The organism is Streptomyces sp. B5E4 (assembly GCF_039871555.1).
GTDB lineage: Bacteria > Actinomycetota > Actinomycetes > Streptomycetales > Streptomycetaceae > Streptomyces.
The window spans coordinates 13,632-36,983 of the sequence record NZ_JBDPMI010000019.1 but is presented as its reverse complement, the minus strand read 5'-3'; the positions used below and the strand labels follow the sequence as shown (position 1 = coordinate 36,983).

General features: G+C 73.7%; 25 protein-coding genes. 13 read left to right on the top strand and 12 right to left on the bottom strand.

Features of this window, described 5'->3' with window-relative positions:
* Nucleotides 1–60: 60 nt before the first annotated feature.
* Genes ABGA99_RS22900 through ABGA99_RS22890 form a run of 3 tightly spaced genes read left to right on the top strand, consistent with a single transcriptional unit; the run spans nucleotide 61 to nucleotide 2,407 of the window.
* On the top strand, nucleotides 61–1,248 hold the full coding sequence (locus tag ABGA99_RS22900) for a CE1758 family FMN-dependent luciferase-like monooxygenase (protein ID WP_347581372.1): 1,188 nt from the start codon (nucleotides 61–63) through the stop codon (nucleotides 1,246–1,248).
* Nucleotides 1,248–1,730 (top strand): MarR family winged helix-turn-helix transcriptional regulator, encoded by a 483-nt coding sequence (locus tag ABGA99_RS22895; RefSeq protein ID WP_347583327.1) that lies wholly within the window; start codon nucleotides 1,248–1,250, stop codon nucleotides 1,728–1,730. Before ABGA99_RS22900 ends, ABGA99_RS22895 begins: the two co-directional genes overlap by 1 nt.
* A complete protein-coding gene (locus ABGA99_RS22890; RefSeq protein ID WP_347581370.1) occupies nucleotides 1,727–2,407 on the top strand; it encodes a CE1759 family FMN reductase in 681 nt (226 codons plus the stop codon). Before ABGA99_RS22895 ends, ABGA99_RS22890 begins: the two co-directional genes overlap by 4 nt.
* Before the next feature lie 122 nt (nucleotides 2,408–2,529).
* Here the strand turns inward: ABGA99_RS22890 and ABGA99_RS22885 are convergent, their stop codons facing one another.
* The 6 genes from ABGA99_RS22885 to ABGA99_RS22860 all read right to left on the bottom strand — a co-directional run bounded on the left by ABGA99_RS22885 (nucleotide 2,530) and on the right by ABGA99_RS22860 (nucleotide 7,297).
* Nucleotides 2,530–3,006 carry an SRPBCC family protein gene (locus ABGA99_RS22885; protein ID WP_347581369.1) on the bottom strand — a complete coding sequence of 159 codons (477 nt, stop codon included), beginning with the start codon at nucleotides 3,004–3,006 and terminating at the stop codon, nucleotides 2,530–2,532.
* 1 nt (nucleotide 3,007) lies between these two features.
* Complete coding sequence (locus ABGA99_RS22880; RefSeq protein WP_347581368.1) at nucleotides 3,008–3,259, bottom strand: acyl carrier protein; 252 nt, start codon at nucleotides 3,257–3,259, stop codon at nucleotides 3,008–3,010.
* Between the two features lie 69 nt (nucleotides 3,260–3,328).
* Nucleotides 3,329–4,612, bottom strand: a complete 1,284-nt coding sequence (locus tag ABGA99_RS22875) for a ketosynthase chain-length factor (RefSeq protein WP_347581367.1) — start codon at nucleotides 4,610–4,612, stop codon at nucleotides 3,329–3,331.
* Nucleotides 4,609–5,892 (bottom strand): beta-ketoacyl-[acyl-carrier-protein] synthase family protein, encoded by a 1,284-nt coding sequence (locus tag ABGA99_RS22870; protein ID WP_347581366.1) that lies wholly within the window; start codon nucleotides 5,890–5,892, stop codon nucleotides 4,609–4,611. Before ABGA99_RS22870 ends, ABGA99_RS22875 begins: the two co-directional genes overlap by 4 nt.
* A gap of 1 nt (nucleotide 5,893) precedes the next feature.
* Nucleotides 5,894–6,322: a cupin domain-containing protein gene (locus ABGA99_RS22865; RefSeq protein ID WP_347581365.1), complete on the bottom strand. Its 429-nt coding sequence runs from the start codon at nucleotides 6,320–6,322 to the stop codon at nucleotides 5,894–5,896.
* A gap of 336 nt (nucleotides 6,323–6,658) precedes the next feature.
* A complete protein-coding gene (locus tag ABGA99_RS22860; protein ID WP_347583326.1) occupies nucleotides 6,659–7,297 on the bottom strand; it encodes a class I SAM-dependent methyltransferase in 639 nt (212 codons plus the stop codon).
* 200 nt (nucleotides 7,298–7,497) lie between these two features.
* Here ABGA99_RS22860 and ABGA99_RS22855 point away from each other — a divergent pair, with 200 nt between their 5' ends.
* Entirely contained in the window at nucleotides 7,498–8,145 is a 648-nt protein-coding gene (locus ABGA99_RS22855; protein WP_347581364.1) for a GAP family protein, read from the top strand.
* Here the strand turns inward: ABGA99_RS22855 and ABGA99_RS22850 are convergent.
* On the bottom strand, nucleotides 8,142–9,587 hold the full coding sequence (locus ABGA99_RS22850) for a short-chain fatty acyl-CoA regulator family protein (protein ID WP_347581363.1): 1,446 nt from the start codon (nucleotides 9,585–9,587) through the stop codon (nucleotides 8,142–8,144). The genes ABGA99_RS22855 and ABGA99_RS22850 overlap by 4 nt on opposite strands.
* Nucleotides 9,588–9,757: 170 nt before the next feature.
* On the opposite strand from ABGA99_RS22850, the gene ABGA99_RS22845 reads away from it, so the two are divergent.
* The 6 genes from ABGA99_RS22845 to ABGA99_RS22820 all read left to right on the top strand — a co-directional run bounded on the left by ABGA99_RS22845 (nucleotide 9,758) and on the right by ABGA99_RS22820 (nucleotide 15,929).
* Nucleotides 9,758–9,907 carry a hypothetical protein gene (locus ABGA99_RS22845; protein ID WP_347583325.1) on the top strand — a complete coding sequence of 50 codons (150 nt, stop codon included), beginning with the start codon at nucleotides 9,758–9,760 and terminating at the stop codon, nucleotides 9,905–9,907.
* Nucleotides 9,904–11,130 carry an MFS transporter gene (locus ABGA99_RS22840; protein ID WP_347583324.1) on the top strand — a complete coding sequence of 409 codons (1,227 nt, stop codon included), beginning with the start codon at nucleotides 9,904–9,906 and terminating at the stop codon, nucleotides 11,128–11,130. The genes ABGA99_RS22845 and ABGA99_RS22840 overlap by 4 nt, the downstream gene beginning before the upstream one ends.
* A gap of 203 nt (nucleotides 11,131–11,333) precedes the next feature.
* Nucleotides 11,334–13,502: an MMPL family transporter gene (locus ABGA99_RS22835; RefSeq protein ID WP_347583323.1), complete on the top strand. Its 2,169-nt coding sequence runs from the start codon at nucleotides 11,334–11,336 to the stop codon at nucleotides 13,500–13,502.
* Nucleotides 13,503–13,616: 114 nt separating this feature from the next.
* A complete protein-coding gene (locus ABGA99_RS22830; protein ID WP_347583322.1) occupies nucleotides 13,617–14,552 on the top strand; it encodes an ATP-binding cassette domain-containing protein in 936 nt (311 codons plus the stop codon).
* A 14-nt stretch (nucleotides 14,553–14,566) separates the two neighbouring features.
* On the top strand, nucleotides 14,567–15,295 hold the full coding sequence (locus ABGA99_RS22825) for an ABC transporter permease subunit (RefSeq protein WP_347583321.1): 729 nt from the start codon (nucleotides 14,567–14,569) through the stop codon (nucleotides 15,293–15,295).
* Nucleotides 15,285–15,929 carry a helix-turn-helix domain-containing protein gene (locus tag ABGA99_RS22820; protein ID WP_347583320.1) on the top strand — a complete coding sequence of 215 codons (645 nt, stop codon included), beginning with the start codon at nucleotides 15,285–15,287 and terminating at the stop codon, nucleotides 15,927–15,929. The genes ABGA99_RS22825 and ABGA99_RS22820 overlap by 11 nt, the downstream gene beginning before the upstream one ends.
* 35 nt (nucleotides 15,930–15,964) lie before the next feature.
* On the opposite strand, the gene ABGA99_RS22815 is transcribed toward ABGA99_RS22820, so the two are convergent.
* Together ABGA99_RS22815 and ABGA99_RS22810 are read right to left on the bottom strand one after the other, a co-directional pair.
* Nucleotides 15,965–16,867 (bottom strand): M56 family metallopeptidase, encoded by a 903-nt coding sequence (locus tag ABGA99_RS22815; RefSeq protein ID WP_347581356.1) that lies wholly within the window; start codon nucleotides 16,865–16,867, stop codon nucleotides 15,965–15,967.
* Entirely contained in the window at nucleotides 16,864–17,256 is a 393-nt protein-coding gene (locus tag ABGA99_RS22810; protein ID WP_347581355.1) for a BlaI/MecI/CopY family transcriptional regulator, read from the bottom strand. Before ABGA99_RS22810 ends, ABGA99_RS22815 begins: the two co-directional genes overlap by 4 nt.
* A gap of 309 nt (nucleotides 17,257–17,565) precedes the next feature.
* Between ABGA99_RS22810 and ABGA99_RS22805 the strand changes: the two genes are divergently transcribed.
* Entirely contained in the window at nucleotides 17,566–18,774 is a 1,209-nt protein-coding gene (locus ABGA99_RS22805) for a serine/threonine-protein kinase (RefSeq protein ID WP_347583319.1), read from the top strand.
* 94 nt (nucleotides 18,775–18,868) lie between these two features.
* Here the strand turns inward: ABGA99_RS22805 and ABGA99_RS22800 are convergent, their stop codons facing one another.
* Nucleotides 18,869–19,432: a CGNR zinc finger domain-containing protein gene (locus ABGA99_RS22800; RefSeq protein WP_347583318.1), complete on the bottom strand. Its 564-nt coding sequence runs from the start codon at nucleotides 19,430–19,432 to the stop codon at nucleotides 18,869–18,871.
* Between the two features lie 75 nt (nucleotides 19,433–19,507).
* On the opposite strand from ABGA99_RS22800, the gene ABGA99_RS22795 reads away from it, so the two are divergent.
* Nucleotides 19,508–20,722: an MFS transporter gene (locus ABGA99_RS22795; protein ID WP_347583317.1), complete on the top strand. Its 1,215-nt coding sequence runs from the start codon at nucleotides 19,508–19,510 to the stop codon at nucleotides 20,720–20,722.
* A gap of 132 nt (nucleotides 20,723–20,854) precedes the next feature.
* Here ABGA99_RS22795 and ABGA99_RS22790 read toward each other — a convergent pair whose 3' ends face one another.
* Nucleotides 20,855–21,268 (bottom strand): arsenate reductase ArsC, encoded by a 414-nt coding sequence (locus tag ABGA99_RS22790; protein WP_347583316.1) that lies wholly within the window; start codon nucleotides 21,266–21,268, stop codon nucleotides 20,855–20,857.
* 116 nt (nucleotides 21,269–21,384) lie between these two features.
* Entirely contained in the window at nucleotides 21,385–21,759 is a 375-nt protein-coding gene (locus ABGA99_RS22785) for a metalloregulator ArsR/SmtB family transcription factor (RefSeq protein WP_347581350.1), read from the bottom strand.
* Nucleotides 21,760–21,924: 165 nt separating this feature from the next.
* Here ABGA99_RS22785 and ABGA99_RS22780 point away from each other — a divergent pair, with 165 nt between their 5' ends.
* Complete coding sequence (locus ABGA99_RS22780; protein WP_347583315.1) at nucleotides 21,925–23,286, top strand: NAD(P)-binding domain-containing protein; 1,362 nt, start codon at nucleotides 21,925–21,927, stop codon at nucleotides 23,284–23,286.
* The last annotated feature ends 66 nt before the right edge of the window (nucleotides 23,287–23,352 follow it).

Here is a 23,352-nt window from a genome sequence, read left to right as displayed (position 1 = left end):
AGTCATGTTGTTGAGGGGGTACGCGCCCACGCGGACGCGCAGAGCGAGAAGGAGAGGATCATGCAGTTCGGGATCTTCAGCGTCGGCGACATCGCACCCGACCCGACGACCGGCCGCACCTACAGCGAGGCCGAGCGGATCGACAACATCGTCCGGGTCGCGAAGCGGGCCGACGAGGTGGGGCTCGACGTGTTCGCGCTGGGCGAGCACCACAATCCCCCCTTCATCCCCTCGTCGCCGCCGACCCTCCTGGCGTACGTCGCCGCGCAGACGCAGCGCATCGTGCTCAGCACCTCGGTCACGCTGATGACCACCAACGACCCGGTGAAGATCGCCGAGGACTACGCCATGCTCCAGCACGTCGCCAAGGGGCGGCTGGACCTGATGGTCGGGCGCGGCAACACCGTGCCGGTCTATCCGTGGTTCGGGAAGGACATCCGCGAGGGCGTCGCGCTGGCGCTGGAGAACTACAACCTGCTGCACCGGCTGTGGCGCGAGGACGTCGTCGACTGGGAGGGGAAGTTCCGTACGCCGCTGCAGGGGTTCACCGCCACGCCCCGGCCGCTGGACGACGTGCCGCCGTTCGTCTGGCACGGCTCCATCCGCTCGCCGGAGATCGCCGAGCAGGCCGCGTACTACGGGAACGGGTTCTTCGCCAACCACATCCTGGCGCCGAACTTCCACTTCAAGCGGCTCGTCGACCTCTACCGGCAGCGGTACGCGCACTACGGGCACGGCACCGCCGAGCAGGCCATCGTGGGCCTCGGCGGGATGTCCTTCATCGCCGAGCGGTCGCAGGACGCGGTGGAGCGCTTCCGCCCGTACTTCGAGAACTACCCGATGTTCCGCGGGTCCCGGCTTGAGGACCACATGGCGGCCACCCCGCTGACCGTGGGCAGCCCGCAGCAGGTCATCGACAAGGTCCTCACCTTCCAGGAGGGCTTCGGCGACTACCAGCGGCAGCTTTTCGCCCTCGACGGCCTGGCGCTGCCGGTCGAGACGGCCCTGGAGCAGGTCGAGCTGCTGGGCACCGAGGTCGTGCCGGTCCTGCGCAAGGAGCTTCGGTCGCGCCGGGCGGCGGGGGTGCCGGACGCGCCGACGCACGCCTCGCTCGTCACCGCCAAGTACGGGGACGCGGAACCGCGTCAGCCACGGCCGAACCCCAACCGCGGCGACAACCTGTCCGGCACCCTGCCGTACCAGGACAGCGACCCCGCCCGCCGGGCCGAGTTCCCCGTGGTGCGCTGATGGCCACCACCACGCAGATCGCGGTCGCGGCCTGGGAGTCGTTGCTGCGGGCCCAGGCCACGATCGCCCGCGAGTTCGAGTACACCGGCGACTGGGGCGACGTGCTCCCCCGCGAGTACGCCGTCCTGCACGCCCTGTCCGGCTCCGACGACGGGCGCCGGATCACCGAACTGATGGAGGACGCACTGCTGACCCAGGCCGGCGTCTCGCGCCTGGTGGCCAGGCTGGAGAACCGGGGGTACGTCGAACGCCGCGACGACCCCGCCGACGCCCGCGCCTGCCGCATCGCGCTCACCGCCGAGGGCCGCGAGACGTACCGCACCCTGGGCACCGCCCACGCGCGGCAGGTGCGCGAGGTGATGACGCGGGCCCTGGACCGGCAGCAGATGGAAACCCTGCGGGAGCTGACGGAGGCCCTGATCGCCGCCGCCCCCCGCCCCGCCCCCACCCCCGCCCGACCGCAGCGAAGGAGGCCGGCATGAGCACGGAGCGGAAGATCGTCGTCGTCAACGCCGGTGTCAGCGAGGAGTCGTCGACCCGCCGGCTGGCCGGCCGGATCGCGCAGCAGAGCATCGACACCCTGGGCGCCGCCGGGATCACGGCCACCGTGACGATGCTCGACCTCGGGCCGCTGGCCACCGAGATCGCGCGCTCGCTCGTCTCCGGCTTCCCCACCGAGCCGGTGGGCGAGGCGATCTCCCGGCTGGCGGACGCCGACGCGGTGATCGCGGCCACGCCCGTCTACAAGGCGGGGATCAGCGGCCTGTTCAAGTCGTTCGCCGACCTGATCGACAACGACCTGCTCATCGCCGTGCCGGTGATCCTCGCGGCCACCGGCGGCACCGCCCGGCACGCGATGGTCACCGACGACCAGCTCCGCCCCCTCTTCGCCTTCCTGCGCGCCCTGCCGGTGCCCACGTCGCTGTACGCGGCCCCGGAGGACTGGGGCTCCCCGGAGCTGGGCAAGCGGATCGGCCGGGCGGCCGGCGAACTGGCCGTCCTGCTGCGTACCGACGCGCCCCGCCGGATGGCCGAGGACAACTGGACCGGGTACCGGCACCGGTTCGCCGGCCAGGCAAGCCGCGCCGAACAGAGCGCGGCGGACGTCGACTTCACCACCGACCTGATGCGCCTGGCCACCGGCGGCTCGGCGTCCTGACCCCGAGGCCGTCCGCGCCCTCGTGGCCGAGCGCGGCCCGACGTGCCGGGGCACCCGCCCCGGCACGTCCGGGTACCGCACCACGCCCCAGACGGCCATGGCACCCGGCACGGTCAGGGCCGTCAGCCGGCCGGGGCGCCCTCCTGCCCCGTCCGGTGCGCCGTCTCGACGATCTCCTTGATCCGCCCCATGTTGATCTCCGACATCTCGTTGAGATGGTCGGTCATCGTCGCGTTGTCGTACGGGGCGCCGTCCTTCATGTCGAACTCCTGCACCCAGCGCATCTCGGTGCCCTCGCCGGTCACGCGGTAGGTCCAGTGCAGCTTCATGTAGACGAAGGGGCCGGTTTCGATCCGGTACGCCTTGACCGTGAGGGAGTCCCGGTCGGGGACGCGGTGGGACACCCACTCCCACACGCGTCCGTTCGCGTCCGGGCGGGTCTTGATCCGGAAGTCGATGCCGTCGTCCGTGCTGCGGAGGATCTCCGTCTCGGCGTAGCCGGCGAAGAGGTCGGGCCACGACTCGATGTCGTTGGTCATGCTCCACACGAGGTCGACCGGGGCGTCGATCACGATGGCGTGTTCGGTGCGCGCTCCCATGTCAGGCTTCCCTTCCGGAGACTGCTTCGTTGATGAGCCGGAGAGTGCCTCCGGGGGTCCGCATGTCGCTCTCCGCGACCTCGACGCCGAGGGTCTGCTTGATGCGGGCGGACAGTTCCAGCAGGGCGAGCGAGTCGTAGCCGAGTTCCTCGAAGGCCATGTCGGCGATGTCGCCGCTCAGATCGGCCACGTCGGATTCTCCGGCGCAGTCTCTGATGAGTGAGACGAGGTGCGAGAGGGTGAATTCGGACACGCGTGTCCTCCTTGGGGCAGTGCGCGTCGGCGCGCGTGTGTGGTGTGTCCGGTACGGGCGGGGCCGCGGTCAGCCGTAGCGGCTGAGGATCATCGCCGAGTTGAAGCCGCCGGCGCCGCGCGCGACGACCAGCGCGTTGCGCACGGCCGTCTCGCGGGGCGCGCCCCGCACCAGGTCGATGCCGAGGCCGGAGGCGGGGGAACGGGTGCCGGCGGTCGGCGGGATGACCGAGTCGCGTATGGACAGCAGGGCGGTGGCCACGTCCAGGGCCGCGCCGCCCGCGTAGAGCCGGCCGGTCAGTGTCTTGGGCGCGGTGACGGGGACGGCCGACGGGCCGAAGACCCGCACCAGGGCCTCCGCTTCCGCCCGGTCCGCCGCCGGTACGCCGAGGGCGTCGGCGAAGACCACGTCGACGTCCGCCGGGTCCAGCCGCGCCTCGTCCAGGGCCCCCCGGATCGCCGCCGCCAGCGCGGGCGGCCGGCCCGAGCCGGGGCGGGGGTCGAAGGTCGAGGCGTGTCCGGCGATCCGCCCGTAGATCCGGGCGGCGTTCCGGCGCAGCGCCGTGTCCTCCCGCTCGACCACCAGGAGCGCCCCGCCCTCGCCGGCCGCGTAGCCCGCGGCGTCGGCGTCGAAGGGCAGATAGGCCCGTTCCGGGTCGGGGCAGGTGCTGAGCAGTCCGGTCGGGAGCTGGACGACCAGGCCCCACGGGCACAGCGGGGCGTCGAAGCCGCCCGTCAGCGCGGCGCGGAGCGTGCCCGTACGCAGCAGGCGCGCGGTGTGGGCCGCCGCGTCGAGGGCGCCGGCCTGTTCGGAGACGAAGACCGAGCTGTGTCCCCGCAGGCCGTGGCGGATGGAGATCTGGCCGGTGTTGACCGCGTAGAACCAGGCGAACGACTGGTAGGTGCTGACCCGTTCGGGGCCGGTCCCCCAGAGTTTCTGCAGCTCCCGCTGACCGAACTCGAAACCGCCGCACGCGCCGGCCGTCAGGACGCCCAGGTCGTACTCGCCGAGGCCGGACGCACCGAGGTCGGCCAGCCCGGCATCGGCCAGCGCCCAGTCGGCGGCGGCCAGGGCGTAGCGCGTCATGCGGTCGGTCTGCGGCAGCAGGCGCTGGGACAACAGGGCGTCGGCGTCGAAGGCGAGCACCTCGCCGCCGACGTGCACGGGGTACGCGCGCGCGTCGAAGCGCTGGAGGAGGCCGATGCCGCTGGCGCCGGCGAGGGTCGCCGCCCAGTACTCGGCGGTACCGATGCCGTTGGGCGCGACGACCCCGACACCGGTCACGACGGCGCCGGTCGCCGCGCCGCCGGTCCCCCCGGCACCGGTCACCGCGATGCCGGCGGCCACGGTCACGACGCCGCCTTCGCCGGCGGCCGGGCGAGCACCGCCGCGCTCTGGAAGCCGCCGAAGCCGCTGCCGACGCTGAGCACGGCGTCCACCCGCTGCTCCCGCGCCACGTTGGGCACGTAGTCCAGGTCGCACTCGGGGTCGGGCTCGGCGTAGTTCGCGGTGGGCGGGATCACGCCGTATTCGATGGCCAGCGCGCAGGCGGCCAGCTCCAGCGAGCCGATCGCGCCGAGCGAGTGCCCGATCATCGACTTGATGGAGCTGACCGGCACCTCGTACGCGCGCCGCCCCAGGCTCCGCTTGAACGCGGCGGTCTCGTGCCGGTCGTTCTGCCGGGTGCCGGAGCCGTGCGCGTTGATGTAGTCGAGGTCGTCGCCGGTGCAGCGCGCCTGCCGCAGGGCGGCCCGGATCGCCTCGGCCATCTCCCGGCCGTCCCGTGTCAGGCCCGTCATGTGGTAGGCGTTCGACCGCGTCGCGAAGCCGCGGACCTCGGCGTACACGCGGGCCCGGCGGCGGTACGCCGCCGTCAGCTCCTCCATGACGAACACCGCCGCCCCTTCGCCCAGGACGAAGCCGTCGCGGTTGCGGTCGAAGGGCCGGGACGCGTGCGCCGGGTCGTCGTTGTTGGGCGAGGTCGCCTTGATCGCGTCGAAGCAGGCCACGGTGATGGGGGAGATGGGGGCGTCGGTCGCGCCGCAGACGACGACGTCCGCCCGCCCGGTGCGGATGAGGTCGGCCCCGTAGCCCACGGCGTCGAGGCCCGAGGTGCAGCCCGTGGAGACCACGGTGACCGGGCCCTCCGCCCCCGTCTCCCAGGCGACGTCCCGGCCGATGGAGGACGGGATGAAGTAGTCGAAGATCTGCTCCGCGGTCCGTGTGTGGTCGACCAGCCAGTGCGCGCCGTTGTCGCTGACCCGCTGGTAGTCCAGGTCGAGACTGGTGGTGCAGCCGACGGCGGTGCCGATGCTGACGGCGATCCGTGCGGGGTCCGTCCGGGCCGGGTCGAGCCCGCTGCTGCGCACCGCCTCCCGGGTCGCGGCGAGCGCGAGCTGCGTCGCCCTGTCGTACGTCGCCGCCTGCTCGGGCGACAGCCCTTCGGCCGAGGGGTCGAAGTCGATCTCCGCGGCCACGCGGGACCGGAACGGAGCGGGGTCGATCAGGGTCATCGTCCGCGTCGCGGTGCGCCCGGAGACCAGCAGCCGCCAGAACGCCTCCGTTCCCACCCCGCCCGGGGCCCGTACGCCGATGCCGGTGATCACCGGGCGTTTCTCCGCGTGCTCGCCCATGTCAGCCGCCCACGCGCGGCGGTACGCACCCGGGGTCCGCCACGGGTTCGGTGTCCACGTGGCCGAGTTCGGGCCGGGGCGCGAGGGGAGCGATGTGGAAGACGGCCCTCATCACCCCGGCTCCGCGGTTCTCGATGCGGTTGCGCTCCCCCCGGGTGATGAGCAGTGCCTCGTCCGAACCCACGGGCACCTCCTCGCCGTTGACCCTGACGACGGCGGAACCCTCGGTCACGTAGAGGAACTTGTCGGAGAACGGATGGTAGTGCTCCGTGATGAATTCCCCGGGGGCCAATTCGAGATGACCCATGAACCCGGAGGTCGCGCCCACGGAAGCGGGCGTGAGCACCGCCCGTATGGCGCCGCCCTGTCGACGGTTCGGCGCGACGTCGGCCAGGGCGACCCTGGCGGCCCATGTCTTATTCTTTGCCACGACTTTGTCCTGCCTTTGCGAACTCGTGGAAAAGCCGAACTCGGCCCGGTGGTAGCGGAGTTGAACGGGCATTCCGCCACGCCAGGTGATTTCTCCACCGCGTCCGGCCGAAAACGACGACACACTTCGGGCCACTCAAGTGGGTGTAGTTTTACGATCAGTCCGACCAGCGGCCGGCGTGGCCATGGCGGCGGCCGTGACCAAGCCCGGCGTATTCCGGCAGCATCCGCCCCCCGCGGTCGGGGACGGCGTGCGGTGGTGTGGACGGCGCATTCGGCGGTCGTGCACTCCTCGCCGTTTTTCAGCGGGCGGCGCGGCCGTGCGCGGAATTCGGCGTCAGGGGTGGGTGGCGGTGCCGATGACGTGGGCGACGCGGGGGGCGAGTGCCGAGAAGGCGAAGCCGAAGCGCTCGACGTCGCCGAGGGTGAAGCCGGCGGTACGGATGGCGGCCTCGGTGTCGCGGTTGAGGCGGCAGCCCCCGGCGGCCCGGCGCCACAGCGGGGTGCCGGCGTCCTCCAGCGCGGCGAACAGCCGGCGCCGGGAGCGCACGTGCTCGTAGAACCGCAGTTCGCCGCCGGGCCGCAGCACGCGGGCGGCCTCGGCGAGCGCCGCGGGCACGTCGGGCACCGAGCACAGCACCAGCGAGAAGACCACGGCGTCGAACTCGCCGTCCGCACCCGGCAGTTCCCCGGCGTGCCCGGCGGCCACCCGCACCGGCACGGGCGCGGAGGCGGCGGCCCGCTCGGCGGCGGCGCGCAGGGTGTCCTCGGGCTCGACGGCGACGACCTCGGTGACGGTGCCGGGATAGTGCGGCAGGTTGCGCCCCTGTCCGGCGCCGATCTCCATGACCCGGCCGGTCAGTCCGGCGAGCAGCCGCTGCCGGTGCTCGGCCCCGCCGCGGCGGTCGGCGGCGGGGGCCATCTTCAGGTACTGGCGGGCGAACCGGGGATGCTGGAGGTCCGGCGGCTGACTCACGCGTGCCCCCTCCGGCACGGTCGGGCTTCGGGCAGGGGGGAAACTACTACGCCGACGTCGTGGAGCGCCAGGGAATCCCGTGCGCGACCGGCAGCCTGCGGCTTGCCGGGAATGACGTCGGTTCCGGACTCACCCGAGTCGTGCGAGGTGAATGCGGGCGCCAATGGTAGTTTCGGCGGGACCGTCGTGCTCCCGAGGGGATGGCGATTGCCGTGAGTTTCGGCGAAATCCTTCCACTGGCTTTCGTGATGATCGCGGGTCCGCAGATCGTCACCTCCTTCTTCCTGGCGACGAGCGGGCGCTGGGCGGCGAATTCGATCGCTTATCTCGGCGGCGCCGCGATCTCCGTCACCACGACGGTCACCGTCGCCTATTTCGTCGCCAAGGGGGTCGACCACTCCGCGGGTGGCCACAAGGCGGCCGTCGACCGCGGCATCGACGGGATCGTGCTCGTGCTGATGCTGTTCCTGATCGTGCGCGTCTACCTCAACCGGGGAAAGTCGGAGCCGCCGAAGTGGATGAGCAGGCTCCAGACGGCGGAGCCGAAGTTCGCCCTTCTGATCGGGCTCGCGCTGATGGGCGTCTTCCCGACGGACATCGCCAGCTCGGTCGCGGCGGGATTCCACGTCGAACGCAGCGGCGACCCCTGGTGGCAGTGCCTTCCCTTCGTGGCGCTGACCCTGCTGCTCCTGGCGATTCCGGCGCTGTGCGTCGTGTTTCTCGGGAGACGGGCCGGTGCCGTCCTGCCGAAAATCCGCGACTGGATGAATTCCCACTCCTGGGTGATCAGCGAGATCGTCCTGGTGTTCTTCGCCGCGATCGCGATCAAGGGCCTCATCGAGGGCTAGTCCACGGGATACGGCACGTACGTACGCCGGTCGGGGTCGATCGCCAGCCGGCTCCCGGCCGGGGGCCGGGCGCGCTGGGCGCAGTCGCGGCGCTCGCAGATGCGGCAGCCCAGGCCGATCGGGGTGGCGGCGCGGGGGTCTTCCAGGGCCACGCCCCCGGCGTAGACGAGCCGGTGGGCGTGCCGGATCTCGCAGCCGAGCGCGACGGCGAACTCCGCCCGCGGGGCGTGGTGTCCGTAGCCGCCGCGGGTGACCGTGCGCGCGATCCAGAAGTAGCGCTTGCCGTCGGGCATCTCCGCCACCTGGGGCAGGATGCGCCCGGGTGCGGAGAACGCCTCGTACACCGTCCACAGCGGGCAGGTGCCGCCGAGCCGGGAGAAGTGGAAGTCGGTCGCGGACTGCCGCTTGGAGATGTTGCCGGCCCGGTCGACCCGCAGGAAGGAGAACGGCACCCCGCGGCGGCCGGTGCGCTGCAGGGTGCTCAGCCGGTGGCAGACGGTCTCGAATCCCACACCGAAGCGGGCGGAGAGCAGTTCGATGTCGTAGCGCCCCTCCTCGGCCGCGGCGTGGAAGGCGGCGTACGGCATGAGGAGCGCGCCGGCGAAGTAGTTCGCCAGTCCGATACGGGCCAGCGCCGCCGACTCGGGGGAGGTCAGCTCCGCGGCGCCGCCGGCGAGCGCGTCGAGCAGCGGGCCGTGCTCCAGCAGGGCGAGCTGGGTGGCGAGCTGGAAGGCGCGCTGGCCGTCGCTGAGCCACGGGGAGAGGAACAGCAGCCCGTTCGCGGCGTCGAAGCGGCGGGCGTCCGCGGCCCGGCCCGGGGCCGCGTCGACGACCCTGACGCCGTGGCGCCCGGCGAGGCGTCCGGCCAGGCGGGCGGCGAGCGGCCCCGCCGCCTCGCCGGAACCGGACCGTGCGGCGGCGGCGGTGTGTTCGGCCTCGGTGTCCAGGGCCGCGAAGTGGTTGTGATGGGCGTAGAAGAAGTCCCGGACCTCGTCGTGCGGCTCCCCGGGCGGGAGTACGGCGCCGCCGCCGGGGCCCGGCGCGGCGAGGGCGGCGGCCCGCTCCGCGGCGTCGCGGTAGCGGCGGTGCAGGGCGACCAGGGCGCGGGCCACCTCGGGGTGGTCGCGGGCGGCCTCGGTGATCTCCTCGGCCGTGGGCAGCGGCGCCCCGCACGCCTCGTCGGCGAGGGCGGCCCGCAGGTCGGTGGCGAGCCGGTCCTGTTCGGCCTGGGAGAAGAACTCCGCGTCGACGCCGAAGACTTCCGCGATCCGCAGCAGCACCGGCACGGTCAGCGGGCGCCGGCCCTGCTCGATCTGGTTGGCGTAGCTGGTGGAGATGCCGAGCGCGCGGGCCATGTCGACCTGGTTCATGCCGCGCTCGCGGCGCAGGCGGCGCAGCTTGGCGTGCGCGTAGACCTTTCCGGTGGCAGGGCGACCGGGCATGCCCGTATCTCCTCGTCGGCGCGGTTCACCTCCGTGCAATCCGCAAGTTTCGCAGGTTCACCTCGCCGGACCGTACGGATTCCACAGCTTCCGGCGATGTCCCGGCGGGCGCGGGCCGGGCAGGATCGGCCATGTCGGCAACTGCGCACCGAGCCACCGCGAGGAGTCCCGTGAGCGAGCAGCGCGTACAGGGCCACATGGGCGCGGACGGGCAGCCGGGCGCGTGGAGACCGGCCACGGCGGATTCCGTACGGGCCGACGCCGCGCCACCCGCGGGCCGTTGCGGCACCCGCCACGGCTGCCGCCCCGCGCTCTCGTGACGACCGGCCGGCTCGCCGCACCCGCGACCGGCACGGGGAACCGGTCGCGGCCCCGCGCCGTGCTCCCCGCCCTGTGCGCCACCCAGATCACGAGCTGGGGCATCGTCTCCTACGCCTTCCCCGTCCTCAACCCGGCCATCACCGCCGACACCGGCTGGTCCCCGACCGCGACCACCGCCGCCTTCTCCGCCGCACTCCTGGTCTCCGCCCTCGCCGGGATCCCCCTCGGGCGCGTCCTGGACCGCCGCGGCCCGCGCGCCGTCATGACCGGCGGTTCCGCCCTGGGCGTCACCGCCCTCGCCGCCCTCGCCGCCGCCCCCAACCAGGCGGCGTTCACCGCCGCTTGGCTGCTCGCCGGGATCGCCATGGCCGCGACGTTCTACCAGCCGGCCTTCGCCGCCGTCACCCGCTGGTGGGGCGAGGACCGTGTGCGCGCGCTGACCGTCGTCACCCTGGCCGGCGGTCTGGCGTCCACCGTCTTCGCCCCGCTGACGGCCGCCCTGGCCGCGCACTTCTCCTGGCGCACCACGTACGCCGTCCTGGCCGCCGTCCTCGCCCTCGTCACCCTCCCCGCCCACGCCCTCGCCCTGCGCGCCCCCTGGCCGGCCGCACCTCCGCCACCCCCGCGGCTCCCGGGCGGCGGCAGCCGGTCCGTGGCCCGTACCCGCCCGTTCGTCACCCTCGCCGCCGCCCTGATGCTGAACGGCTTCGCCATGTTCGGCGTCGTCATCGCCCTGGTGCCGCTCCTCGCCGAGCGCGGTGCCGGCCCCACCGCCGCGGCCTGGGCCCTCGGCCTCGGCGGCGCCGGCCAGACCCTCGGCCGCACCCTGTACGCCACCCTCGCCCGCCGCACCGGCACCACCGCCCGCACGTTCCTCCTCATGGCCGCGGGCGGCGCCACCACGGCCGCGCTCGCGCTGGTCCCCGGCCCGTACCCGCTGCTCGTGGCACTCGCCGTCGCCGCCGGCACGGTCCGCGGCAACGTCACCCTGCTCCAGGCCACCGCCGTCACCGACCGCTGGGGCACCACCGACTACGCCCTCCTCACCGCCCTGCTCACCGCCCCCGCCATCACCGCCTCCGCCCTGGCCCCGGTCGCCGTCACCGCACTGGCCGCGCCCCTGGGCGGCTACCCCCACGTCTTCCTCCTCCTGGCCGCCTGCTCCCTGACCGCCGCCCTCCTCACCCTCACCACCCGCGACCGCACCCCGCCCCGGCGCTGACCCAAGGGGCCCTGGGCGCCGCGGAGCCGGGCGGCCCGGTCACGGCCGAGAGAGCGTCCGTCCGCCGGCCCCGATTTGCTCTACCTGATGTAGAGCAACCTGTCGGATTCCTGCTACGGTGCCGCCCACGGTTGCTCTACGACTCGTAGAGCAAATCCTGTCCGCGCCCGTCCCTCGGCTCCGCCCACGGAAGGCCCCGCCTCATGCTCGTCCGCATCGCCCGCGCCTGTCACCGCCGGCGCTGGACCACCCTCCTCGGCTGGCTGCTGGCCGCGCTGACCCTCGCGTCGGTCGGCGGCATGGCCGGCACGGACTTCGACTCCGAGTACGACCTGCCCGACGCCGACTCCCAGCGCGCGTACGACGTACTGGAGCGGCACTTTCCCGAACAGGCCGCGGGCACGGGCGACATCGTGCTGCACGCCGACGCCGGCCTGGACGCGCCCGGCGTACGGCAGCGGGCGCGGGACGTGCTCGCGGCGGCGCGCACGGCCGACCCGGTGGTGGCCGGCGTCGTCGCCTTCGACGACGCCACCCGCGGCGGGCTCGTCAGCGACGACGGCACCACCGCGACGGCGCGGATCGTCTTCACCGTCGGCCGCACCGAGGTGCCGGACGAGGCCGCCGAGGAGATCGAGCGGCGGCTGACCGGCATGTCCGGCGGCGGTCTGCGCGTCGAGTTGTCCGGGACCATGTTCGCCCCGAAGCCGAGCACCGGGCTGAGCGAGGGCGTCGGGCTGGCGGCCGCGCTGGTCATCCTGCTCGCGGCCTTCGGGTCGCTGGCGATGGCCGGGCTGCCCGTCCTGGCCGCCCTGGCCGGGCTGTTGACCGCCATGGGGCTGGTCATGCTGCTGAGCAAGGCCATGAACGTGCCGGACTTCAGCATGTCGGTGGCCGTGATGATCGTCCTCGGCGTCGCCGTGGACTACGCGCTGTTCATCGCCGCCCGCTACCGCCGGGCCCGCCGCGACGGCCACGACCCGGAACCGGCGGTCGCGCTGGCCGCCGGAACCTCGGGGGCGGCGGTGCTCTTCGCCGGGACCACGGTGATCGTGTCGCTGGGCGGGATGTTCTTCATGGGGGTGCCCTTCGTGTACGGGCTGGCCGTGTCGTGCATGGTCGGCGTCGCTGCGACGCTCGGGCTGGCGCTCACGCTGGTGCCGGCCCTGCTGGGCATCGCCGACCGGTGGCTGACACCGCGCGGGCGCCTGGAGCGCCGGGGCGCCGGGGCGCGGGGGGCCGGTTCGTACGCACAGGTCCCCGCTTCGTACGAACTGGCCCCCGGTCCGTACGAGAAGCTCCTGCGCCGTCGTCCCCTCGCGGTGGTCGTCGGCGCCACCGCGCTGCTGCTGGTCCTCTGCGCGCCGCTGGCAGCGATGCGGCTGGGCTCCGCGGACGCCGGCAACGCCCCCGCCTCGGACACCACCCGCCGGGCCCACGATCTGAAGCAGGAGGCGTTCGGTCCCGGCGCCACCGCCCCGCTGATGGTGGTGGCCGACCTGCGCGGCGCCTCTCCCGGCGACACCGCCGGCCTGGTCGAGCGGCTGCGCCGCGCGCCCGGCGTCGCCCACGTCAGTCCGCCGGCGACCAGCCCGGACGGCCGGGCCCAGGTCCTCACCGTCGTCCCGCGCACCGACGCGCAGGACGAGGCCACGCCCCGCCTCGTACGCGACCTGCGTGAGACGGCGCTGCCGGAGGCCGCGGCCGGTACCCCGATGCGCCTGCACGTGGGCGGGGTGGCCGCCACGTTCCAGGACCTCACCGACCGGATGGCCGACCGGCTGGCCGTCTTCGTCCTGGCCGTCGTCGTCATCTCCGCGCTGGTGCTCGCGCTGATGTTCCGCTCGCCGGTCGTGTCGGTGCAGGCGGTGGTCCTCACCCTGCTGTCCCTGGGGGTGTCCTACGGGCTGCTGGTCGCGGTCTTCCAGTGGGGCTGGGCGGCGGGCCTCCTCGGCACGGGCGCCACCGGGCCGTTGGAGAGCTACATGCCGATGACGCTGATGGCGCTGCTGTTCGGACTCGGCATGGACTACCAGGTGTTCGTCCTCGCCCGGATCCGCGAAGCCCGCCTGGGCGGGGCACAGGCCCGCGACGCGGTCGCGGAGGGACTACGGGACTCGCGCCGCGTGGTGCTGGCCGCAGCGCTGATCATGGCCGCGGTCTTCGCCGGCTTCGCGCTCTCTCCCGACCGCATCATGAAGCAGTTCGGACTCGGCCTCGCCGGGGGCGTCCTGGTCGCCGCGGCGGCCGTACTGGTCGTGACCCCCGCGCTGCTCACGTACCTCGGCGACCGCGCCTGGCCCGGCACGTCCCGGCTCCCCGGCGCGCGGCCGGAGACCGCTGCCCGGACCGGCGAGCCCACCCGGACGTAGGCGCGCCGCCTGCCTCCGCACCCCGCGCTCCACCGCACCGCCAGGGCCGGGCACCACCGGCGTCCCTTACGATGAACGTGTGTTCATGAACGAGTGTTCATCGTGGGAGGTGTCATGACGGATGTCGAAGTACGCCGGCTGACCAAGGTCTACGGCGACCGGCGTGCCGTGGACGAGGTGTCGTTCAGGGCCCCGGCGGGCCAGGTCACCGGCTTCCTCGGACCCAACGGCGCGGGCAAGACGACGACGCTGCGGATGGTCCTCGGGCTCGTGCACCCCACCGCGGGCGAGGCGTTCATCGGCGGGTGCCCGTACCGGGAGCTGGTCCGTCCGCGCCGGTCGGTCGGCGCGTTGCTGGAGGCCACCGGCTTCCACGCCGGGCGCAGTGGTCGCGCCCACCTGCGTGTCCTCGCCCGCATCTGCGGGGTGGACGGGTCGCGCGTGGACGAGGTGCTGGAGCTGGTGGAGCTCGGTGATGCCGCCGGCCGCCGGGTCGGTGGCTACTCGCTGGGGATGCGCCAGCGGCTCGGTCTGGCCGCGGCCATGCTCGGCGATCCGGAGGTCCTGGTGCTCGACGAGCCGGCCAACGGCCTGGATCCGGCGGGTATGGCGTGGCTGCGCGCGCTCCTGCGTGCGCTGGCGGCCGAGGGCCGCACCGTGCTGGTCTCCAGCCACGTGCTCAGCGAGGTCGCGCAGACGGTCGACCACGTCGTGATCATCAGCCGGGGACGTACCCGCTTCGACGGCGCACTGGCCGAGTTGGGCAGCCGGTCGGTGTCCGTACGTACGCCCCAGGCGGCGCGGCTGCGCGACCTGCTGAGCGCGCGGGGGCACGAGGCGCTCGCCGTCGGCGAGTCGGTGCTCGACGTCCGCGGCGTGAGCGCCGAGGAGATCGGCCGGATCGCGGCCGGCGCCGGGGTGGTCCTGTCCGGGCTGAGCGCGGGCGGGGCCTCGCTGGAGGAAGCGTTCCTGAGATTGACCGAGTCCGAGTCCGAGTCCAAGCGCGAGTCCGGGACCGTGACCGGTCGCGCAGGCGCCGGCGCCCGATGAAGGAGACCGCCCCCATGGCCGCTCTGTTCAGCGCGGAGCTGCTGAAGCTCCGTACCGTACGCAGCACATGGCTGCTGCTCCTGTCCGCTCAGGTGTTCACGCTCGCCGGTGCGCTCGGGCCGGTCGTCTCGGGCGACGACGTGAGCGACCCCGGAACCTGGAGCCGGTCCGCCGCGCACGCCGGGCTGGCGGCCATGTTCGCGCTGGTTCTCGGCATCTTCGCCGTGGCCGGCGAGCACCGGCACAAGACGATCATCGAGACCTATCTGGCCGTGCCGCTGCGCGACCGTGTCGTTGCGGCCAAAGTGGTCGCCTACACCGCGGCAGGTCTGGTGTTCGGCGTCGCCGCCGCGGCAACCGGCTTCGTCACCACGGCCGTCGCCGTCAAGGCCAAGGGCGGCGCCTTCGACGCCGCCGATACCGAGCTGTGGCGCACCCTGGCCGGCAGCGTCGCCTGGAACGCCGCGTTCGCCGCGATCGGCGTCGGCGTCGGTGCCCTGGTGCGCAACCTGGCCGGGGCCGTCGCCGCGGCGCTGGCCTGGATCGCCGTGGTGGAGGGCGTCGTCGCGGTGCTCCTCGGCGACGACCTGGCGCGCTGGCTGCCGCTGGCCGGCGGGCAGGCGCTGGCCGGCATGGGCGGCGGCGGGCTGTCGCAGGCGGGCGCCGGGGTGCTGCTGGCGGGGTACGCGGCGCTGATCGGCGTGCTCGCCGCCTGGACTACGCTCAGGCGTGATGTCGCCTAGACGAGCCGCGATCCTGCGGAAAGAAGGTGGCGATCAGACGCTGCGCGAGCACCTGGTCGCCACCGCCGTACGCCTCATCTCCCAGCGCGGCACCGCCGGGCTGACCGTGCGCGACATCGCACGCGAGGCCGGGGTGGCGGACGGAGTGCTGTACAACCACTTCGCGGGCAAGGAGGAGTTGCTCGCGACGGCCCTGCGCGCCCACGTCCACGAGGTGATGGCCGCGGCCGGCGAGCCGCCGACGCCGGGGGAGGGCACGGTCGAGGAGAACCTGCGCGCCTTCATCGACCGCGGCCTCGCCGTGCTCACCCGCATCCTGCCTGCCTTCGCCGGTCTCCTCGCCCAGCCGAAGGTCCTCGTCCTCTTCCACGGCTCCGGCTTCCACCCCGAAGGCGGGGGAGGGCTGCGCGCCGTACTGACCGACTACCTCCGCGCCGAGCAGGAGTTGGGCCGTATCGCCGCGGACGCAGGACCGGAGGCCGCGGCCACCATGATCATGGGCGCGTGCCACGAGCTGATCCTCCCGCGGGTCTTCGCCCCCCGCCCGCAGGAGCCGCTGATCGTCCGCCCGGGGTTCACGGGCGACCTGGTCACCACGGTGCTCCGCGGCATCGCCCCCGCGCCCGAGCGCTGAAGCCGTACGGCGCGGCCGTCACGCCCCGGACGTGCTCACAGCGGGAGGGCGAACAGGCTCACCGGAGTGGACAGCGCGGTCGCGGCGACGGCCAGGACCGCGGTACGGGCGAAGGCCGTGGTCTTCGGCGGCGGTGCCAGCAGCCGGGCGGTGCGGGCGGTGACGGCGGTGTCGGCGGCGGCGAAGCCGCCGGCGGGGGGCGGGACGGTGCCGCCCGCGGCGGTGAACCGGGCCAGGGCGTCGGTCAGGTCGCGGCGCGGCAGGCGGCGGCAGCAGGCGTCGTCCGCGCACATCTCCAGCAACAGCCGGACCGCCGCCACGGCTTCGCGCAGCAGCGGGCTGCGCGGCAGCAGGCGTCGCCAGGCCAGCAGCGGGAGCAGGACGAGGTCGTGGCGCTGGCGCAGGTGGGCGCGCTCGTGGGCGACGACTGCGGCGAGGTGCCGCGGGCCGAGGAGGCACAGGGCGCCGGTGCTGAGCACGACGAGCCCGGGGCGGCCGGGCAGGCAGTACGCCGCCGGGACGGGGTGGTCGAGTACCTCGACGCCGGGCAGCGCCTCCCGGGAGCGGGCCACGAGCGTCAGCAGGTGCCGGTGGCGGCGCCGGTGCCGGGCGAGGTCCCGGCAGACCCGCCCCAGGGTCCAGCAGCGGGCGGCGAGATAGGCGGCGCCGAGCGCCAGGGCGGCCGGGGCGAGCGGTCCCGTGGGGACGCCGTCGACGCTGGCGACGTGCAGCAGGCCGGGCACCAGGCCCTGGTTGGCGGGCGCGAAGACCGCGGCGAAGACCAGCCCGAGCAGGGACAGTTCCAGCGTGAGGCCGAGGATCTGCCAGGTGAGGAGCGCGGTGCGCGGCATCCGCGTCACCCAGCGGGCGCGGGCCAGCGGCCGCACGGCCGCCAGACAGCAGGCCAGCATGACGGCGAAGTGCAGCAGATGGCTCATCGGCGGCGCTTGTCCTCGTCGTCGGGCCGGTGGTGCTCATCGGATGCGCGGGCGAGCGCGTCGCGCAGGACGTCGGCCTCCGGGTCGGACACGGAGCGGGCGAAGTGCGCCAGGACGGCGTCGCGGTCCCCGGCCTGGGCGAGGACGTCCATCATCAGGCTGGTGACGTAGGACTCCCGGCTGGCGGCCGGGGTGTAGTGCCAGGACCGGCCGATACGCTCCCGCTGGGCGGTCCCCTTGTGCGCCAGCCGGTCCAGGACCGTGATCACCGTGGTGTACGCCAGCGCGCGGTCAGGCAGCGCGTCGAGCACGTCCTTGGCGGTGCGAGGACGCCCGGCGTCCCACAGCACGTCCATGACGGCGCGCTCCAACTCCCCAGAACGCCGCACGCGCCAGCTCCCTCCACCGCAACCGCGCCACCGCGGCACTCTACCCCACGTAGAACAACGACCGGGATCCCCAGGGCGGGGGTCCGGCCCTGTGGGCCTGCCGTCAGTGTCCTGCCGGCGGCAGGCCGGCCTGCGCCCTGGTGCCGTCGACCGCCTCCGGCACGGTGACCCGGCCGGGGGGATTGTTGCGGCGGGCAGCCGCGGCGATCCCACGCGATGCCTTCCCGCATGGCGCCCCGGTGGGCGACTGGGTAACCTCTGCCGCGACCTTGACGGGCGGTGAACTGGGCTTGGAGCGGGGGGACGTTGGTGGAGCAGACGCAGCCGGAGCGGATCATCGGTGGGCGCTACCGGCTTGTCGGGCAGCTCGGCGTCGGCGGGTTCGGCAGGGTGTGGAAGGCGCATGACGAGGCGCTGGGCGTTCATGTCGCGGTCAAGGAGGTGTGGCTGCCGCACCAGGCGGGCTCGGACGCTGAGCATCACGAACGGGTGGTCCGCGCGGCCCGTGAGGCCCGTAACGCGGCCCGCCTGCGTGACCATCCGCACGTCGTCGCGGTCCACGATGTGGTCATCGAGGACGGCGCACCCTGGATCGTGATGCGCCTGGTCGACGGGCGCTCTCTGGAGGAGCGGCTGCGCGCGGACGGGCGGTTGCCCGCTCCGCTCGTGGCCGAGACGGCCACCGCCCTGCTGAAGGCATTGAAGGCCGCCCACGCGGCCGGGATCGTGCACCGTGATCTGAAGCCCGCGAACGTGATGCTCACCGACGACGACCAGATCCTCCTCACCGACTTCGGCATCGCCGTCCACGAGACCGACACCCGCCTCACCACCACGGGAGGGGTCATCGGCTCCGCCGAGTACATGGCCCCGGAACGCCTCAACGGCCTTCAGGACCAGGCTGCCGGTGACCTGTTCTCCCTCGGCGTCACCTTGTACGAGGCGATCGAGGGCGTTTCCCCGTTCCGCAGGGAAACGCCCACGGCCACCCTCGCCGCCGTGGCCCTCCACGATCCGCCGCCGATGCACCACGCCGACCCCGTCCTCGCCTCGCTCGTCACCGCCCTCCTGGCCAAGAAGCCCGAGGACCGCCCGACCGTGGACAGCACCCTGGCCGTGCTCCGCGCCCGTACACCCACGATCACGGCGCCGCCGCCCGGGCCCCCGCCCGCGAGCGGCACACCGGTCGTGCCTCCGGCAGCGGTGGCTGCGTCGCTGCCCCGCATCTCGCGTATCGGGCGTCTGATCACGGGGAGCTGGTTCCTGCTGGCCGGGATCGGCCTGATCACCTTCGGCTGCTTCATGTTCAGCACCGAGGGAGGCTGGGAGGGCGCCTATCCCATCAGCGCGGGCACCGCCGCCCTGGTCGCGGTGTTCTTCGGGCTGGCCGCGATGTTCTACCGGTGGAACCATCCGGGCAGACCGCCCTTCCGGATCGTGGGCGGACTCTTCTTTCCCGTCTTCCTCCCGCTGGCTGTGATGTGGGCGGTGTGGAACGCGATCCTGCTCGCGTTGTGACGTACGCCGGCCGGCCGGACCGGCGCGTACGCGCGGGGAGTCCGGCCGCCGGCCGGCCGCCGGGGGCCCGACCGGGCGGTGCCCGGGTGGGGTGTCAGCGGGTGGGGGTACGGCGGGCTCGGAAGGCGGCGGCCTTGACGCGGCTTTGGCAGGCGGTGGAGCAGAACTGGCGGGCGGCGTTGCGGGAGTTGTCGACGTAGACGCGGTCGCAGCGCGGGGCCCGGCAGACGCCGAGGCGGCCGGCGAGGTCGCTGCCGACGGCGAGCGCGAGGGCGGTGGCGCAGCCGGCGCTCCAGCCGACGGCGAGGGTGTCGTCGCTGCCGTGGAAGTGGACCTGCCAGGGCTCGCCCGGCACGCGGTCGAGCTGGGGGCGGGCGCCGGAGGCGCGCAGGAGGGAGTTGAGCAGGCCGGCGGCGGTGTCGAGGTGCTGTTCCTCCACGGCTTCGAAGACGGCCCGTAGCTGCTGCGCGGTGCGCGCCAGGTGAGCGGCCGCCGCGGGTTCGGCCCCGGCCTCGCCCGGGAGTGCGGCGGCGACGGCCGGCGGCAGGTCGCCGCCCTGGGGTGCGGTGTACGGGCGACCGCGGGCGGAGCCGTCCGTGAGCGAGTTCACCAAGGCGGCGGACACGTCCAGCAACGTCGCTACGTGACTGTCGAACATCACTTGACCGGTCACTCCCTCGGGCCTAGTTTCGTCACTGACATTATCGGATTCGTCAGTGACGGGCGGTGGGTCGTGCGAGGTCTGCCGGGCGGGCAGCGGCTGCCGCGTACGGTCTGGATCCTCATCGCCGCCCGCGCGGTGAACCGCCTCGGGGCCTTCTCGCTGCCGTTCCTCGCCGTGCTGATCACCACGCGGTACGACGCCGCACCCGCGACCGCAGGGCTGGTCGTCGCCGTCTTCGGGCTCGCCACGATCCCCTCGCGGCTGGCCGGTGGCCGGCTGGCCGACCGGATCGGGCGGCGCCGGACGATGGTCGTCGGTCTGGTGGGCTGCGCCGTGGCGCAGGCGGGGGTCGCCGCCGCAGCGAACCTGACCGCCGTGGTGGGGTTCGCGGTGGTGCTCGGGCTGGCCTTCGAGTTGTACGAGCCGCCGAGCCAGGCGATGATCGCCGACACCGTCGGCCAGGCCGCGCGGGTGCGCGCGTACAGCCTGCTCAACGCGGCGCTCGCCGTGAGCGGCCTGGCCGCCGGAGCGCTCGCCGCCGGGCTCGGCCGGTGGGATCTGCGCTGGCTGTTCGTCGCCGACGCCGCCACCTGCCTGCTGTGCGCGCTCGTCGTACACCGCGCCCTGCCCGCCGACCGGCCGAAAGCGGGCGGACGGGGGGACGGCCGCGCCGTGGCCGCGCCGTGGCGTGACCGCACGCTCCTCGCGATGCTGTGCACAGGCACGCTGTTCGCCCTGGTCTACCTGCAGATCACCCTCATGCTCCCCCTCGCCCTGGCCCACCGCGGACTGGAGCCCGCCGACGCCGGTCTGCTGCTCGCCGTCTCGGCACTGGCCATCGTCGCCGGCCAGCCGCTGCTACGCCTGCAGCGGCCGTCGGTGCGGTCCGCTCCCGTCGCCTTCGCGCTGGGCGGCACCCTGCTGGCCGCAGGCCTCGCCGGGTACGCCGTGGCCGACAGCCTGGGCGCCCACATCGTCGCGACCGTCGTGTGGAGCCTGGGGGACCTGCTGCTGGTCGGCCGCGCCCTCGCCGTCGTCGCGGACCTGGCCCCACCCGGCGGCACCGGCCGCTACCTGGCCGCCTACGGCACCGCCTGGGGCATCGCCGCAGTGGCCGCACCGCTGTCGGGCACCCAACTCCTCGACCACGCGGGGGTCACCGGCATGTGGTCCGTCATGGCCGGCCTGTGCGTGGTCCTGGCCGTCGTCCAGCCCGCCGTCGTGCAGGCAGCGACCGGTCCGCGCGCGTGCTGCCGGCCGGGGCGTCGCGGCTGTGCCGGGTGAGGCGCTGTCCTCCCGGGGAGTCGTAGCCCCCTCCCTCCCCTGGGGAGGGCCTGCTCGTCCGCCGCGACCGCGGTCCGCATCTTCCGCGCGATCGCCGGCCGGCCCACTGCACATTCCGCGAGGGCTGCGGTTTCACGTGCTGCGCCCCGGGGCGATGTCGGCGATGAGGGTCTCGATGCGGGTGCGGATCTCGTCGCGGATGGGGCGTACGGCGGTGACGCCCTGGCCGGCGGGGTCGTCGAGCTTCCAGTCGAGGTAGGTCTTGCCGGGGAAGACCGGACAGGCGTCGCCGCAGCCCATGGTGATGACGACGTCGGACGCCTGCACCGCGTCGACGGTGAGGACCTTGGGCTGCTCGTGGCCGAGGTCGATGCCGACCTCGCGCATGGCCTCCACGACCGCGGGATTGACGGTGCCGGCGGGGGCGGAACCGGCGGAGCGGACCTCGACACGGTCGCCGGCGAGGTGGGTGAGCCAGGCGGCGGCCATCTGGGAGCGGCCGGCGTTGTGGACGCAGACGAACAGGACGGAGGGCTTGGGGGGCATCACGGTCTCGTCTCTCGTGGGTGCGACGACGGCGGGGGTCGCATCAGCTCACCGCGGAACCAGCCGGTACGGAGACCGTCCGGAGGGCCGCCGCCCTGGGACCACTTCGCCGCGGATCAGGTGCCGTAGGTGCGCAGTGTCCGGCCCATGGCGGCGAGGACCGACGGCTCGACGCGGTAGAAGACCCACGTGCCACGGCGCTCGGAGGTGAGCAGGCCGGCCTCCTTGAGCTTCTTCAGGTGGTGGCTCACGGTGGGCTGCGAGACGCCGACGTCGGAGATGTCGCACACGCATGCCTCGCCGCCCTCGTGCGAGGCGACCAGGGAGAACAGCCGCAGCCGCACCGGGTCGGACAGCGCCTTGAACATGGCGGCTGTCCGCACCGCCTCCTCGGCCGTCAGTGGCCGCTCGGTCAGCGGCGGGCAGCATGGGGCCACCGCCTCGGGGGCGTCGGGCTCCAGCACCGGCAGCACGGTCTTGGGGTTCGACATACGTCTATGTTCACACAGGTCGAATCAGGTGCGCCCGACCGCGACAGAGGTGCCCCCGAATCAATTCGATAAATGTCTATGTTGACGTTCATCGAATCAAATGGAATGCTGGCGGCACAAGCATCGATGGAGATCGAATCAGAGAGATCGAGGGAACCAGCCGCCATGGACACTGCGAAGGATCTGCCCGTAGCCGTGATCGGAGCAGGGCCGATCGGACTGGCCGCCGCCGCCCACCTCCTCGACCGCGGCATCGAACCGCTCGTGCTGGAGACGGGACCGACCGCCGCCACCGCCGTACGCGGATGGGCGCACGTGCGGCTGTTCTCCACCTGGGCCGAGCTGACCGATCCCGCCGCCGAGAAGCTCCTCGCCCCCACCGGCTGGACCAAGCCCGGCGAGTCCGCGTACCCGACCGGCGGCGACTGGGCGGAAGCGTACCTCCAGCCCCTCGCCGACGCCCTCGGCGACCGCGTCCGCTACGGCACCACGGTCACCGGCGTCGCCCGCGCCGACCGCGACCGCGTCGTCGACACCGACCGCGATGCCCAGCACTTCACCGTCCACGCCGTACGAGACGACGGCACCGAGGAGCGCTTCCCCGTACGCGCCGTCATCGACGCCTCCGGCACCTGGTCGACTCCCGGCCCGCTGGGCGCCAACGGCCTGCCCGCACTCGGTGAGCGCGTCGCCGCCGACCGCATCACGTACCGCATCCCCGACCTGACCGACCCGGCCGTACGCGCCCGCTACGCGGGCAGGACCACCGCCGTCGTCGGCTCCGGCGCCTCCGCCTTCACCGCCCTGGCCGCACTCGCCGGCCTCGCCGACGAGGCCCCCGGCACACACACCCTGTGGATACTGCGCCGCGGCATCGGCACGCACACCTACGGCGGCGGCGAAGCCGACCAGCTCCCCGCCCGCGGTGCCCTCGGCCTCGCCGCCAAGGCCGCCGTCGACGACGGCAACGCCACCGCCCTGACCGGCTTCCGCACCGCCGCCGTCGAACGCGACGGTGACCACCTCGTCCTCGTCGCGGAAGACGGCCGCCGCAGCGACCCCGTAGCCGAGGTCATCGCCCTGACCGGCCTGCGCCCCGACCTCACGTTCCTGGACGAACTGCGCCTCGCACTCGACGAACGCCTCCAGGCGCCCGTCGCACTGGCCCCGCTGATCGACCCCAACGTCCACTCCTGCGGCACCGTCTACCCCCACGGCGCCGCCGAACTGGCCCACCCCGAGGCGGGCGTCTACCTCACCGGCATAAAATCCTACGGCCGCGCCCCCACCTTCCTCGCCCTGACCGGCTTCGAACAGGTCCGCTCGATCGCCGCCTCCCTCGCCGGCGACCACGAAGCGGCCGCCCGCGTCGAGTTGACCCTCCCCGAAACCGGCGTCTGCGGCGGCACCGGCCTCGCCGCCGGCGCAGACACGGCCCCGGCCGAAGCCGCGCAGACCGACGGCTGCTGCGCAGTCCCCGCCCCGGGACTCCTCCGGATCGGCACCACCACCGGGGCCTGCTGCTGACCTCCGCCCCACGACGACCGCGGATGGAACGAGACCAGAACCGGGACCGTGCGCCCGTCCATCCCT

Excerpts from the sequence above, each read along its gene's own strand:
- ABGA99_RS22815 (WP_347581356.1), bottom strand. The coding sequence starts at position 16,867 with ATGAGCCATCTGCTGCACTTCGCCGTCATGCTGGCCTGCTGTCTGGCG.
- ABGA99_RS22820 (WP_347583320.1), top strand. The coding sequence starts at position 15,285 with ATGTCGCCTAGACGAGCCGCGATCCTGCGGAAAGAAGGTGGCGATCAG.
- ABGA99_RS22825 (WP_347583321.1), top strand. The coding sequence starts at position 14,567 with ATGGCCGCTCTGTTCAGCGCGGAGCTGCTGAAGCTCCGTACCGTACGC.
- ABGA99_RS22890 (WP_347581370.1), top strand. The coding sequence starts at position 1,727 with ATGAGCACGGAGCGGAAGATCGTCGTCGTCAACGCCGGTGTCAGCGAG.
- ABGA99_RS22800 (WP_347583318.1), bottom strand. The coding sequence starts at position 19,432 with ATGTTCGACAGTCACGTAGCGACGTTGCTGGACGTGTCCGCCGCCTTG.
- ABGA99_RS22785 (WP_347581350.1), bottom strand. The coding sequence starts at position 21,759 with ATGTCGAACCCCAAGACCGTGCTGCCGGTGCTGGAGCCCGACGCCCCC.
- ABGA99_RS22870 (WP_347581366.1), bottom strand. The coding sequence starts at position 5,892 with ATGGGCGAGCACGCGGAGAAACGCCCGGTGATCACCGGCATCGGCGTA.
- ABGA99_RS22895 (WP_347583327.1), top strand. The coding sequence starts at position 1,248 with ATGGCCACCACCACGCAGATCGCGGTCGCGGCCTGGGAGTCGTTGCTG.
- ABGA99_RS22885 (WP_347581369.1), bottom strand. The coding sequence starts at position 3,006 with ATGGGAGCGCGCACCGAACACGCCATCGTGATCGACGCCCCGGTCGAC.
- ABGA99_RS22855 (WP_347581364.1), top strand. The coding sequence starts at position 7,498 with ATGGCGATTGCCGTGAGTTTCGGCGAAATCCTTCCACTGGCTTTCGTG.
- ABGA99_RS22780 (WP_347583315.1), top strand. The coding sequence starts at position 21,925 with ATGGACACTGCGAAGGATCTGCCCGTAGCCGTGATCGGAGCAGGGCCG.
- ABGA99_RS22850 (WP_347581363.1), bottom strand. The coding sequence starts at position 9,587 with ATGCCCGGTCGCCCTGCCACCGGAAAGGTCTACGCGCACGCCAAGCTG.
- ABGA99_RS22790 (WP_347583316.1), bottom strand. The coding sequence starts at position 21,268 with ATGCCCCCCAAGCCCTCCGTCCTGTTCGTCTGCGTCCACAACGCCGGC.
- ABGA99_RS22835 (WP_347583323.1), top strand. The coding sequence starts at position 11,334 with ATGCTCGTCCGCATCGCCCGCGCCTGTCACCGCCGGCGCTGGACCACC.
- ABGA99_RS22830 (WP_347583322.1), top strand. The coding sequence starts at position 13,617 with ATGACGGATGTCGAAGTACGCCGGCTGACCAAGGTCTACGGCGACCGG.
- ABGA99_RS22900 (WP_347581372.1), top strand. The coding sequence starts at position 61 with ATGCAGTTCGGGATCTTCAGCGTCGGCGACATCGCACCCGACCCGACG.